The organism is Eggerthella lenta DSM 2243 (assembly GCF_000024265.1).
Lineage (GTDB): Bacteria > Actinomycetota > Coriobacteriia > Coriobacteriales > Eggerthellaceae > Eggerthella > Eggerthella lenta.
Genome location: NC_013204.1, coordinates 3,187,046 through 3,200,372, shown reverse-complemented (window position 1 = coordinate 3,200,372; position 13,327 = coordinate 3,187,046). Strand labels below are relative to the sequence as shown.

10 protein-coding genes and 1 pseudogene are annotated in these 13,327 nt (G+C 63.7%); 8 read left to right on the top strand and 3 right to left on the bottom strand.

Annotated features, from left to right (window positions below):
• Positions 1–309 precede the first annotated feature (309 nt).
• A complete protein-coding gene (locus tag ELEN_RS13805; RefSeq protein WP_009306871.1) occupies positions 310–1,920 on the top strand; it encodes an FAD-dependent oxidoreductase in 1,611 nt (536 codons plus the stop codon).
• Positions 1,921–2,134: 214 nt separating this feature from the next.
• Complete coding sequence (locus ELEN_RS13800) at positions 2,135–3,511, top strand: DHA2 family efflux MFS transporter permease subunit (RefSeq protein WP_009306870.1); 1,377 nt, start codon at positions 2,135–2,137, stop codon at positions 3,509–3,511.
• Positions 3,512–3,746: 235 nt separating this feature from the next.
• On the opposite strand, the gene ELEN_RS13795 is transcribed toward ELEN_RS13800, so the two are convergent.
• The gene (locus ELEN_RS13795) at positions 3,747–4,463 is read right to left on the bottom strand and encodes a Crp/Fnr family transcriptional regulator (protein ID WP_009306869.1); all 717 of its coding nucleotides are present in this window, start codon (positions 4,461–4,463) and stop codon (positions 3,747–3,749) included.
• 365 nt (positions 4,464–4,828) lie between these two features.
• Between ELEN_RS13795 and ELEN_RS13790 the strand changes: the two genes are divergently transcribed.
• The 3 genes from ELEN_RS13790 to ELEN_RS13780 all read left to right on the top strand — a co-directional run bounded on the left by ELEN_RS13790 (position 4,829) and on the right by ELEN_RS13780 (position 8,475).
• On the top strand, positions 4,829–5,482 hold the full coding sequence (locus ELEN_RS13790) for a 4Fe-4S dicluster domain-containing protein (RefSeq protein ID WP_015761389.1): 654 nt from the start codon (positions 4,829–4,831) through the stop codon (positions 5,480–5,482).
• Between the two features lie 9 nt (positions 5,483–5,491).
• Complete coding sequence (locus ELEN_RS13785; RefSeq protein WP_009306867.1) at positions 5,492–7,741, top strand: molybdopterin-containing oxidoreductase family protein; 2,250 nt, start codon at positions 5,492–5,494, stop codon at positions 7,739–7,741.
• Positions 7,742–8,334: 593 nt separating this feature from the next.
• Positions 8,335–8,475, top strand: coding sequence for a hypothetical protein (locus ELEN_RS13780; RefSeq protein ID WP_226844200.1), 141 nt, complete (start codon positions 8,335–8,337; stop codon positions 8,473–8,475).
• Between the two features lie 9 nt (positions 8,476–8,484).
• Here the strand turns inward: ELEN_RS13780 and ELEN_RS13775 are convergent.
• Positions 8,485–8,970 (bottom strand): annotated as a pseudogene (locus tag ELEN_RS13775) (CPBP family intramembrane glutamic endopeptidase); the annotation flags it as partial.
• Between the two features lie 200 nt (positions 8,971–9,170).
• On the opposite strand from ELEN_RS13775, the gene ELEN_RS13770 reads away from it, so the two are divergent.
• On the top strand, positions 9,171–10,289 hold the full coding sequence (locus ELEN_RS13770) for an IS256-like element ISEle1 family transposase (RefSeq protein WP_009307321.1): 1,119 nt from the start codon (positions 9,171–9,173) through the stop codon (positions 10,287–10,289).
• Here the strand turns inward: ELEN_RS13770 and ELEN_RS13765 are convergent.
• Positions 10,286–10,801, bottom strand: coding sequence for a hypothetical protein (locus ELEN_RS13765; RefSeq protein ID WP_009306862.1), 516 nt, complete (start codon positions 10,799–10,801; stop codon positions 10,286–10,288). The genes ELEN_RS13770 and ELEN_RS13765 overlap by 4 nt on opposite strands.
• 142 nt (positions 10,802–10,943) lie before the next feature.
• On the opposite strand from ELEN_RS13765, the gene ELEN_RS13760 reads away from it, so the two are divergent.
• Positions 10,944–11,687, top strand: coding sequence for an ABC transporter ATP-binding protein (locus ELEN_RS13760; protein WP_009306861.1), 744 nt, complete (start codon positions 10,944–10,946; stop codon positions 11,685–11,687).
• 10 nt (positions 11,688–11,697) lie between these two features.
• Positions 11,698–13,287 carry a putative ABC transporter permease subunit gene (locus tag ELEN_RS13755; RefSeq protein WP_015761388.1) on the top strand — a complete coding sequence of 530 codons (1,590 nt, stop codon included), beginning with the start codon at positions 11,698–11,700 and terminating at the stop codon, positions 13,285–13,287.
• Positions 13,288–13,327 lie beyond the last annotated feature (40 nt).

Here is a 13,327-nt window from a genome sequence, read left to right as displayed (position 1 = left end):
CGCGAAAACGCGTGCCGCTCTTCTTGGTCGTGCCTGGTTCGAGACGGTGCAGTTTCTGGTTCGATCCACTATAAAACATCGAGGTTCTCGCGGTAAGCGCGCAGATAGCGATATTGCCTCGCATAGTGCGTCCGGGACGAAAATCATCCGGTTCGGGGATACGTTTCAACCTCGTTCGGACAGTTTGTCGGATGAACGGGCTCGGGAGGAAGGGTAAAAGTGGAAGCGGCAGGTTGCGGAAGCGAGCCTTGCCGTCTGTCGAGGCGCTGGCTTCGGCAGGCTAGCGATCGATGCAGAAAGGGATGAGATATGGAGGGGGAATGCGCGATGACGAATGAGAATCAGCAGGGAACCAAGACAACGCGCCGCAATTTCTTGAAGGGGGCAGGTCTGGCTTTGGCCGGGGCTACCGCTTTCGGTCTTGCGGGGTGCGCCAGCGGGGAAGCCGATTCGGCTTCTTCCAATGAGAAATGGGACGGAGAGTACGACGTCATAGTGGCGGGTGCCGGCATTGCGGGGCTTACTGCTGCGATAACGGTGGCGGACGAGGGTGACGGGGCTTCCTGTCTTGTCGTGGAAAAGGACTCGCTTCCGAACGGGAACAGCCCGTTCTGCGCGGGTTGGCAGCTGTATTTCGACGAAACCGACGGCCCGATGAACTACTTGGGACACCTTATAGGGGAAAGCACTCCGGAAGCAACCATCAGGGCGTTCGTGGAAGAATCGAAGGAAAACCTGAACTGGATTTTGGGTTTGGGGGCTAAGGAAGAGTGGCTGAACATCTACGAACCCGACCCATCGGGGGAGGAGACGAACGAATACGCCGAGTACCCCGACGACAACACGGTGGGCTTCCTTCTCTTCAAAACGGAGGGCGATCAGCCCCATCATATCCATGAGTTCTTGTTTTCCGAAATGAAGAAGCGCAACGACACGATAGAGTACAAGGCTTCCACGCCTTTGGAGTCGCTTGTTCGCGATGCCTCAACGGGCGAAGTGACGGGCGTTGTGGCGGGCGGCAAATCGTACCGTGCGAAGCGAGGCGTCATCATGTGCACGGGGGGCTTCGAAAGCGACCCGGATATGCTTCGCGACTATACGGGCGTCAAAGGCTATCCGTATGCAGGCAAGGCGAACACTGGCGACGGGCATCGTATCTGCATGAAAGCGGGTGCCGACTTCTGGCATATGCACGGAGGCGCCCAATACTGGCTCTCTTTGCGCAACATAGAGAACACCCGGTTCGTTTCGACGTTGTACTCGTTTACGGTGAAGCAGCACGGCATCACCGTCGGCGTGAACGGACGAAGGTTCTACCAGGACTTCGACGCATGCAGCAATTTCAAAAAATATGCGCTGCCCGATACCGACATAACTCGCAACGTCGGCTACCGACACGGCATCACGCAGTTCGGTGGAGATATGGCGCACCTTCCCTTGCCGGAAAAGGGTTGGTTCGTATTCGATCAGGCGGGTCTTGACGCGGGTGCGTGTCCGGAAGAGACTTCGACCGATCCCGTCGGTGACGGATGGGCGGTTTCAGCGGACACTCTCGAGGAGCTTGCCAAGGTTATCGAAGTTCCCGAAGACGAGCTGCTGAAAACGGTCAAGCAATGGAACGAGTTTGTGGACAAGGGAGAGGATCTCGCTTTCTACCGTCCTTCTGACACGCTCACCGGTTTGAACCAGCCTCCTTACTACGCGATGCTTTGCGTCCCTGCACTGCTCAATACCGATGGCGGTCCGGTTCGCAACGAAAAGGGCGAGATTCTCGACCCGTTCGGGCAGGCTATTCCGGGATTGTATTCTGCCGGTGAGTTCGGCTCGATTTGGGGCCATCTGTACCAAGGAGGTGGAAACGTGGGGGAGTGCGGTGCGTTCGGGAGGATATCGGCTAGAAGCGCACTCGCTCGTTCGTAGCGATAGGCGTTTCCGGAGTCGATTGCTTTCGGGTTGTTCGCTAAGATGATCCGATGGCCGCACGCATGTCTTTCAAGCGACCCGTCCAAGGAGGAGCCTCGTGCGCTTTAGCGATTTTGCATCGCGAAGCGCGAGAGGCTCCTCCTGCGTTCGCGCATATTTGGGATATACTGGAATGCGCTGGTGGGAAACGGAGGGTAGGCGACATGCGGGCATGAAACGAGTGAAGAGCGAGCGGATGGGCGTGTACGCGCTGTTCGCCATCGTCGTGCTGGCGTCGGCGTCGGGGAACCTCTCGCAGACTGCGGTCAACGCCATGCTGGGCGACATCATGCTGCAGTTCGGCCTGACGGTGGACTTGGGACAATGGCTGACTACCAGCTACATGCTGGTGCTGGGCATCACCGTTCCGGTGGCCACGTTCCTCTCGCGACGCTTCTCGGTGCGCCAGCACGTGTTCATCGCGCTTGCGTTCTTCCTGGTGGGGGCGCTGGCCGACCTGTTCGCTCCCAACTTCGGCGTGCTGCTGGCGGGCCGCGTGTTCCAGGCTATCTCCACGGGCATGCTCATGCCCCTCATGCAGACCATCGCCATGACGCGCTTCCCGCGCGGTCGTCAGGCCACGGCCATGGGCGTGGCAGGCATCGCGATGGGCTTCGCGCCGAACATCGGTCCCACCATCGGCGGGGCGATGAGCTTCTCGCTGGGATGGCGCAGCTTCTTCGTGCTGCTCGTGGTCATCATGTTGGCGCTTGCCGCTGCGGCGGCCGTCGCCATCAAACCCTCGGCGGCTCCCGACAAGAGCGCGCGCCTCGACGTGGTGTCGCTCGCGCAGTCGACGCTCGGGTTCGGCGGGCTGCTGCTGGCGTTCTCGAACGCGAGCAGCTTCTCGTTCGAAAGCCCGTTCATCTGGGCTCCGCTTGTGCTGGGCGCGCTGTTCCTCGTGCTGTTCGTGCGGCGGCAGAAGCGGGTGGACGACCCGCTGATCAGCATGGATATCTTCTCATCGCGCCAGTATCGCGCGGGCTTCATTGCGCAGAACCTGCTGAACGCCTCCTTCATGGGCGTGACGCTGATCGTGCCGCTGTACGTGGAAGGGCTGTGCGGCGGAACCGCGCTCGAAGCCGGGGTTGTGCTGCTGCCCGGCACCGTGGCCGCGCTCGTGCTGAACCCGCTGGCGGGCGTGCTCACCGACAAAGTGGGGGTGCGTCCCGTCGCGCTCGTGTCGGGCGCGTTTCTGGCGACCGGCGCGGTGCTCATGTCGTTTCTCGATGCGGACACGCCGTTGTATGTGACCACGTTGTGCCAGGCCGTGCGTGCGGTGGGCGTGTCGGGGCTGGTGGGGCCGCTCACGTCGTGGAGCCTCGCGCAGCTGCCGCGGCCTATCGTGGCCGACGGCTCGTCGTTCTGCATCTCGGCCCGCCAAGCGTGCGCGTCGCTGGGCACGTCGGTCATGGTGTTCCTCATCGCGGTGGCAGGCGCGTCTGCGGCGGGGCTCGCGAACCCCGCGCTGGCCTACCAGCTGGCCTTCGGCTTCTCCGCCGTCATGGCCGTGGCCACCCTGGGCTTCATCGTGGCGAAGGTACGCTAGCTGCGAAACATGCGCGATCGCAGCGAGCGGAGCCGTGCGCGGCCCATCATCGCCCGAAAAACACGTCTCAGGTGCGAAAACCGTGTTTTACGGGCGATGATGCGTTGTCTCGCTTTGCATAAGGCTGGGGAAGGTGAGCGTCTTTCGCCATGTCGTTCGCGCGCCGCGTCCGTCACGAATCGGCGCGGAACGCGCTCCTTCAGATCGCAAGCGCGACTTCGCGCCATAGGAGCGATCAGTACGCCAGCGGGGTGTCCTCGAGGCCGTATTGGGCGAGGCGCTGGGCATCGAAGATGCGGATGCGCGTGCGCGTGCGCTCGATGACGCCCTCGTTCTCCAGCGCCGCCACGATCTTCGTGCAGGTGGTAATGTGGATGGACAGCAGCTCGGACAGCTGTTGCAGCGTCAGCTTGCACTCGATGTCGTACACGCCGTGCTCGTCGCATTCCTGCGTGGCGCACAGCTTCTGCAGCCACATGATCATGCGCTTCGTCGACGATTGGTAGCCCGTGTTGCTGATGCGGTGTCCCATCTGCGCGAACGACATGTGGCACACGTTGATGAACTCGTAGAACAGCTCGGGGTCGTCCTGGCTCAGCTCGTAGAGCTGGCGCTGCGTGAACGCGAACAGCACGGTGTTCTGCGCGGCGATGAAGCGCGCTTTGTAGCGGCCGATGGACGCGTAGTCGTTGTACTCGGCGGAGAAGGCGTTGCCCGCGTTGCGCCAGTACAGCGGCGCCACCTCGCCCGATTCCTGCTCGAACGTGGCCACGATCTGGCCTTCGTCGATGTAGTAATAGTACAAGTCGTCGATGGTCTTGGCGCTCGTGCGGATGTACTCGCCCTTGAAGAGCTTTTTCTTCTTCCCCTGCGAAATGTAGTCGGCGATCTTCAGCCGGCGGAACGGCTGGTTCGGTATCAGGATGGATCGATACTCTTGCTCGGTTGCCATGGTTCCCTCTCCCTGCGGCTCGGCCAGCCGCGCTGCATGGTGAATCCCCAGGACAATACTATCACTTGTGGGGGTTTGCCGCCAACGCCGAAGAGCGTGTGTCGTGTGTCAAAGGGACGGGCGATTTGACACACATGCCGCTCGTCACCGACAAGGTTGAGGTGTGTCAAGTCGCCCGTCCCTTTGACGTGCTTAAACCTGGCGTACGCCAGAAACCGATGATGCCGCTGCCAGCCGCGCGGGAGGGCGAAATACGGAAATCGGTTGTTGCGGGCGCTTCTGGAAGAGGCCCTCGGTCCCGCGTAGAGTTCGCACCAGGAGATGTGCGAGCCGAAACGGCCGCGCCAGGGAGAAAGGACGAGGGGATGACAAGGTACGGAATGGCCATCGACCTGCGCCGATGCGCAGGATGCGGCGCATGCGTGGTGGCGTGCCAGATGCAGAACAACCAGCGGCCGGGGGTGTCGTGGAACAACCTGGACGTGTACGAATGGGGCACGCAGGCAGGGGAGAGCGGTCGGGCGTACGTGCCGAACGCGTGCGTGCAGTGCGAGAAGCCCGCGTGTGTGGACGCCTGCCCCACGGGAGCCAGCGTGCGGCGCGACGACGGCATCACCGTCATCGACTACGAGAAGTGCATCGCGTGCGGGCTGTGCCTGGCGGCGTGCCCGTACGGCGCGCGCAAGCTCAACCGCACGAGCGAGAACATGTTCGGCGCCGACGTGCCCGCGCCCTACGAGTCCTACGGCGTGCAGCGCGAGCTGGTGGCCGAGAAGTGCATCTTCTGCGAGGCCCGGCTGGCCGAGGGCAAGCAGCCGGCATGCGTGGTGAACTGCCCGGGCCGCGCGCGCTACTTCGGCGACCTGGACGACCCGGAGAGCCCGGTGTCGAAGTTCATCGCCGGCGACGAGGCGGTGCTGCGCGTGGACGAGACTTCGTTCTACTACCGCCCGGTCGATGGCATGCCGCTTGACGTGCTGCCGTCCAACGCGCTGGCCTCGTCGAAGAAGGGAAGGTAGGGGGATACTATGAGCGAGTATATCAATGTTTCGCGCCGCACGTTCCTCAAGGGGACGGCGGCCGTTGCGGGTGCCGCGCTGGCCGGTGGGGCGTACGAGATCGTGCATCCCGAAGGGGCCGTTGCGGAAGAGGCGCCCATCGAGGTGAAGAACACCTATTGCGACATGTGCAACCACGTGCCGAAGTGCGGCATCGCCGCGTCGGTGAAGGACGGCAAGGTGGTGCGCGTGGAGGCGCGCGACAAGTACCCGGCCGACCCCATTTGCGCGAAGGGCATTTCCAGCTTGCAGGAGTTGTACGATCCGCATCGCATCACGTATCCCATGGTGCGCACGAACCCGAAGGGCACGGGTGCGCCCGAATGGGAGCCCATCTCCTGGGACGACGCGTACGCGCGCATCGCCAGCGAGCTCAACCGCATCAAAGAAGAGAGCGGTCCCGAAGCGGTGCTGTTCTACTGCGGCGACCCGAAGGAGCCGCGCGGCGCTATGCAGCGCCTGGCCACGCTGTTCGGCTCGCCCACGTACGGCACAGAAAGCTCCACCTGCGCGGCGGCCACGTGGATCTGCTCGCAGCTGGTGACCGGCCAGCTGACCATGGGTTCCGATCCTACCGACGCCACGGCCAGCTGCCTGGTGTGGTCGCTCAACCCGGCATGGTCGCAGCCCTACCGTTTCGGCGACATGATGAAGCAGAAGGAGCGCGGCTGCAAGTTCGTCGTCGTCGACCCGCGCATCACGCCCACGGTGACCGGCTTGGCCGACGTGCATCTGCAGCTGCGCCCCGGCACCGACGGCGCGCTTGCGCTCGGGTTCATCCACGTCATGCTGCGCGACGGTCTGTACGACAAGGACTTCGTGGAGAAGTGGACGCACGGCTTCGACGAGCTGTCCGGTTACGTGCAGGAGTTCACGCCCGAGCGCGTGGAGGAGATCACCTGGGTTCCCGCTGCGAAGCTCGAGGAGGCCGTGCGCATCATCTGCGAGAACGCGCCCGCGACGCTGGTGTCCAGCTCGGCCGGCGCGTGCCACGCCACCAACGTGGGCAACTTCCAGCGCGCGGTGTACTCGATCATCGCGCTGACGGGCGATTTGGACGTGGCGGGCGGCCTGGCCATGGGGCCGGGGCTGCCGTTCGATTACTCGGCGTCCACTGCGGCGTTTCGACTCGAGGACATGTACGCCGAGAAGGGCCTGCAGGATATCCGCTACGACAAGGATGACTTCCCGGTGTGGGCGCACTATTTCAAGATGATCCAGACCGCGCACCTGCCCGAGCTGGTGGCCGACGGCAAGATCCGCGCCGGCGTGCTGCTGGGCGTGAACTCCATGATGTGGCCGCAGACGCCTGAGTACCAGAGGGCCATTAAGGACATGGAGTTCACCGTGGCCATCGACTACTATATGCGTCCTTGGACGCACGACCTGGTGGACATGCTGCTGCCGGCCGCCATGTGCTACGAGCGCATGGCCCCGCCAGCCATCTTCGGCCGCAAGATCTTCCATCGCGACCCGGTGGTGAAGCCGATGGGCCAGTGCCGCGAGGATTGGCAGATCATCCTGGAGATCGGCTGCGCGCTGGGCTTCGAGGAGGAGTGCTACGGCGGCAGCGTGGAGGCGGCGCTCGACGATATGTACCGGGGTGCGGGCATCGACATCTCGCTGGAGCTGCTGCGGGAGCATCCCGAGGGTTACGAGGTGCCGGGCGGCTCGAAGGACGAGAAGAAGTACGAGACCGGCGGCCTGCGCAAGGACGGCCAGCCCGGCTTCAACACGCCGACGGGCAAGATCGAGCTGGTGAGCGAGATTCTGAAGCAGTACGGCTTCGAGGGGCTGCCGGTGTACGAGGAGCCGGTGCATAGCCCGGTGAGCACGCCCGACGAGGCGAAGGACTACTCGCTGGTGCTGAACAGCGGCTCGCGCGTGCCGTACTACACCCACTCGAAGCTGCGCGATCTGCCGTGGCTCAACCAGTTCATGCCCGACCCGGTGGTGCGCCTGCACCCCGACGACGCCGAGGCGCGCGGCATCACGGACGGCGCGCAGGTGCGCGTGTTCAACCAGTTCGGTGAAGTGACGATGAAAGCCGAGATCACGAACCTCGTGCTGCCCGGTGTCGTGGACGTCTTCCACGGTTGGCACCAGGCCGATATCAACTTGCTGACCACGCGCGACTTCGACCCCATCACCGGATTCCCTCCCTTCCGATCCGGCTTGTGCGAGGTCGAGCGTACGGGCAAGGGCAAGATCACCGTATAGCGCGGCGATCTTGAGGAGGGGCGTTCCGTTTCGGGGCGTCCCTCCTACGCCGCGTGCCGCCTGCAACGACGGCGGGGTGTTTCATGTGAAGCGTACTCGGATGGCAGGGGTCCTTCTGCCAGCCTCCCGCTCGTGCAGCTCGAGTAGAAAAATCGAGCTTCTCTGCAACTTTTTCGACTTCGTGGCAGGTTGAGGAAGCCGCCGAAAGCGCCGACCAGGGGTTTTCCAAGAGCTTCTCGATTGGTTGCAGTCGATCGATCATCCGGAAGATCGTTTTCGACCCTGAAGCCTGCCACGAAGTCGAAAAAGTTGCAGAGGGGTCCTTGAAATCGGTTCGAGCCTCGCGACGCGAAATGATGCGAGGCTGTGCTTGCGCAGATGAATGGGTGCGTACTGCGCCGACGCCCTTTGCGTCCGCGGATCCCGCGCAGGCGCAGGGGAGGAGGGCGCCGGCCGTAGCGTTCGAAGAGCAAAGCGCGAGCTCGACCCCGCCCTCACTTCTTCTTGGTGCGCGGCGACCGCACCAAGTGCGGCGGGATGTTTCACGTGAAACATCCGTTCTTGTTATCCCGTTCGATGCTGAGCAAGGGGGTTTGGGTTCCGGTTCGCTTTCTTGGGGTGACGGGTTGGCGGGCGCGCTCGTCGACGCATCGGCCTCGGCGCTGTCCGCCCTCTACCTGTGCGCGGCGCTGCCCGCCGTCAGCGCCGTCGTCTGCCCGGTGATCAAGCGGTAGGCGCGTATGCTAGCTTGCCGTGCGGGCGAGGTCGGCTTTCGTCATGTCGTCGGGCAGGCCCGCCTGCGGCATAGCGAGGGTGCCGGCTTTCTCGCGGCGGTGCATATCCCACAGCATGAGGGCCGCGACCACGATGAACGCGCTGCCGCCGACGATGCCCACGGGCATGGGTCCCACGAAGGGGTTGCCGCCCGTGAGCGAGAACATGATACCCGCGCTGACGAACGCGTTGATCGCACCGTGGCCGACAGCCGCCGCCAAGCAGCTGCCCGTGCGCACAGTGACGTAGGTGAGGAAGATTCCAAGCGCCGTGCAGAACACGCACATGGCAGCGATGCCGGCGAATGGCCAGCCGGGATACCCCACGCCGTAGTTGTGCCCGATGATGGTGAGCGGCGCGTGCCACAAACCCCAGATCACGCCCGTGACCAGCAGCGTCGGCACGATGCGCAGGCGCGCAGCCGTCTTCGGCACCAGGTAGCCGCGCCAGCCCCACTCCTCGCCGAACGTGGGTTATAGGCAAGAAAGTGTGTCCGTTTTAGGGGTGTAAGGGCAGGTCAAACCCTCGATAAACCATCGTTTAAATTTCGGAGGCAGGTTTAAGTGCCTGGCAAGAATGTGTGTCCGCTTTCGACTTGACACCGCAGGTCAGAGGCCGTAAACCGCCCTCTTAAATTCCGTGGTTCAATCACGGGATGAAGAAGATACTGTGCCCTGCGTGCGGGGGCGACACGAAACGCAACGGGAAGACCTCGTCGGGGGCGACTCGTTGGCGCTGCAAGGCATGCGGCGCATCCACCACGCAACGTTACGACAACGAGCCTAAACTGCTAGAGCTGTTCCTGAGGTGGCTGCTCTCGAAAAAGACCCAAGGCGAGTTCGGCATGCCCGGACGCACCTTCCGGCATCTCACGAATAAGTTCTGGGACCTGTGGCCCGTGGCTCCTGTCTGTGACGAGGTCCACCACGTGGTGGAGGTGGATGGCCTTTGGCTGGGGCGCGACGTCGTGATTATGATCGCCTGCACCGAGAAGCACGTGATCGGCTGGCATCTAGCGAGAAGCGAGAACGCGCAGGCGTGGGCGGCGCTCATGGCGCGCATAGCCCCTCCCGACGTCGTGATTACCGATGGCGGAAAGGGGTTCGAGAAGGCGAGACGCGCCGTGTGGCCGAACACACGCGTGCAGCGCTGCGTCTTCCATGCGTTCTGTCAGGTGAAGCGCCAGACCACGACCAGGCCGCGGCTCCAGGCGGGCGTTGAGCTCTATGGCATCGCCAAGAAGCTCATGCGCATAGGTAGCCTCAACGAAGCTGCGGAGTGGCTTGCGGGCTTCTCTAATTGGTGCACGGCATGGGAAGGATTCCTAAAGGAAAAAGAGGTGGTTGACGGGCGGATCCGCTACAAGCACGAGAGGCTGCGCACTGCGCGCGGCGGGCTTCTGAAGCTTTGTAGGGCCGGTACCCTATTCACCTATCTCGACGAAGGCTTGCTCGAGGGAGGACCTGTTCCGGCGACTACGAACAGGATCGAAGGCGGCGTGAACGCCCAGATCCGCCACATGCTGCGAGAGCATCGGGGATTGAGGCTGACGAGGCGCGTCAAGGCGGCGTTCTGGTGGTGCTATATGGACCTTGAAGCCCGTGCAAGCCCGAAAGAGATCCTGAAGGAAATGCCGACGGACGTCCTGATTGCTGAGTTTTATCGAGCAGCTGCCGAAGCTAGCGAAAAAGATGAAGCGGTGGGGCGCTGGGGCACTGCTGTGCAATGGAATGACCTGCATGCAAGCGGCCCTTATCGCATGGATTACGATTAGGCTCTGGACACACTTTCTTGCCTATAACCCCCGAACGTCGTGAAGATGTTGAGCGCGGGGCCCAGGAACACGGCGAAAGGCAGCTGGGCCAGCAGCATGGCGCGCACTTGGTCGGCGGAGACGTCGCCCGCGCCCGCCGCCGCTGCGGCCTGCTGTTGCGTGGCGACGATGGTCGACATGCTGGGGTCGAAATCCTGCGGGAACGCCAGAAAGTACACCGCCGCGCCGATGGCGGCCAGCAGGGCGGGACCGAACCAGGCGACGACGAACCACGGCAGGGATTTCTTGAACCCGCGCGGCTTGATGAGGCTGTTCTTGAATCCCTCGCGCGTGACGAGGCGCGTGATGAGCACGCCCAGGGCGGGGAAGAACATGGCGGCGCCGGTGGCGAACTGCGCGGCGACCGGAGGAACGCCCACGAGCGCTCCCGACGATATCGGATACACCACCCCGAACTCGTACGCCCAGGTCAATATGAACGTGATCGCCAAGAAAATAGAAATCCGCTTCATGCTAGCGCCCCTTGTCTCTCCTGAATCCGATCCCCAGCACGGCTCTTGCATCTTTGTTCCATCTGTTATAGCATAAATATAACAAACAACCGCGGGAAGGTCAACAACCGCGAACGGATCGCGGATAGGGAAGGAAACGCGCATGACGGCAGAACAGAAGAAGGCCGCTCCGGTGCTTTCGGTCAACCATGTGGTGAAGGCGTTCGGCGCGAAACGGGCGGTGGACGATGTGACGCTCGACGTCATGCCGGGCGACATTTTCGGATTCGTCGGCCACAACGGCGCCGGCAAAACCACGCTCATCCGCGCTATCGTGGGCGTGACGGGCTTCGACGAGGGCGACATCCGCATCGCAGGTCAGTCGGTGAAAACCGACGCGCTGGCCTGCAAGCGCATGACCGCCTACGTGCCCGACAACCCCGACATCTACGAGTTCCTCACGGGCATTCAGTATCTCAACTACCTTTCGGACATCTTCGAGGTGCCCGCCGACGTGCGTGAACGCCGCATCCGGGCGTACGCGGACCGGCTGAGCCTCACCTCGGCGCTGGGCGACCTCATCTCCTCGTACTCGCACGGCATGCGCCAGAAGCTGGTGCTCATCGGCGCGCTCGTGCACCAACCGACACTGCTGGTGCTGGACGAGCCGTTCGTCGGTCTCGACCCCGAGGCGTCCTTCCACGTGAAGGAGATGCTGCGCGAGCTGGCCGATGGCGGCTCGGCCGTGTTCTTCTCCAGCCACGTGCTGGAAGTGGTGGAGAAGCTGTGCAACAAGGTGGCCATCATCAAGCAGGGCACGCTGCGCGCATGCGGCCCGACGGCCGACGTGGTGGGCGACGAGAGCCTGGAGGACGTGTTCCTCGACATGATCGACCGGAACGCGTAGGGGGTTTGCCATGAAACCGTTCATTCTGCTGCTGAAGATACAGCTGCTAGGGCTGTTCGGCATCAACAAGACGCTGCACGCCGACCCCGCGAAGGCGAAGCGCACGCTGGCGCTTGCGGCGCTGGTCGTGGCGGCCGTGGTGCTGTTCGCTTCGGCGTACTCGGCGGGCGTGGCGCAGGGGCTCGTCCAAATCGGCTTGGCCGAAGCCGTTCCCCTGGTCGCGGTGCTGGTGGGCGCGATCGCCGGCGCGGTTGCGGCGTTCCTCAAAACGAACGGCGTGCTGTTCGGCTTCAAGGACTACGACCTGGTGATGTCGCTTCCCGTGCCCACGTCGTCGGTGGTGTTGTCGCGTATCGCATCGCTGTACGCCATGAGCCTGCTGTTCGGCGTGCTGGTGATGGTGCCGGCTTTCGCCGTGTACGCGTCGGCTGCCGGGGTGTCGGCGGTCGGGGTCGCGTGCATGGCGCTGTCCATCGTGCTGGCGCCGCTTCTGCCCCTGGCCGCGGCCGTCGTGCTGGCGGTGCTGATCGCTGCGGTGTCCTCGCGCTTCAAGCACGCGAACGTCGCGGTCATCGTGCTGACGCTGGCCGCCACGCTGGCGGCGGTGTTCGGCTCGTTCGCGCTGTCCGGCCAATCCGACGACCTGGCGGCGTTGAGTGCGCTCGGCGCCCAGCTGACGGGGCAGCTCGCGGCCATCTTCCCGCCGGCCGCATGGGCGACTGCAGGCATCGTGCAGGGCGACCTCGTGCAGTTCGCCGCCTTCGCTGCGGTCAACATCGCGGCTGCGGCGGCAGTGTTTGCGCTGGTCGTGCGCCTATTCGTGCCGGTGAACTCGCTGCTCATGTCGTCCAGGCCGCGCGGGACGTTCTCGTTCGACGGCGATAAGGGCGCGGGTGCGAAGTCGTCCACGCCCTTCCGCGCGCTCATGGTGAAGGAGCTGCGGCTTTTGGCCGCCACGCCCATCTACTTCATGAACGCGTGCATAGGCTACGTGCTGGTGCTGGTTGCAGCCGTCGCGGTGGCGGTGGGCTCTGCCACGGGGATGCTGTCGCTCGATTTGCTGCCGCCCGCGTACGCGCCGTTCGTCGGCGCGCTGCTTCCGTGGGCGCTCGCGTTCTTCTGCGCTATCTCGTCCACGACGGCCGCGTCGGTTTCGCTCGAGGGCTCGGCGCGTTGGCTCATGCTGACGGCTCCCGTGTCGCCGGCGACGGTGCTGGGAGCGAAGGTGGCCGTCAACTTGGCCATCGCCGTGCAGTGCCTCGCGGTGTCGGCCGTGCTCATGGCGGTGTCGCTGCCGCTGGACGCCCTGTCTGTCGCAGCGCTGTTCGCGGTGCCGCTTGCGGCCAGCATGCTGGCGGCATGTCTGGGACTGGCGCTTGACGCGCGCAGCCCGAAGTACGACTGGACCAGCGTGTACGAGCCGGTGAAGCGCGGCGTTCCGGTGTTCGCCGTGATCATGATCGGCATGGTGTTCTGCGTCCTCGGCATGGGCGTCACGACGTTGCTAGGCGTGGGCGCGTCGCTCGTGCTGGCGCTTCTGGCGGCCGCGGTCTCCGTCGCGGCGTACCGCGGCGCGGTGAAGCGGGGGCTGAGGGCGTAGTCGCTCAAGGCGGCGCGGAGGACGAATGTGCGAGACGATA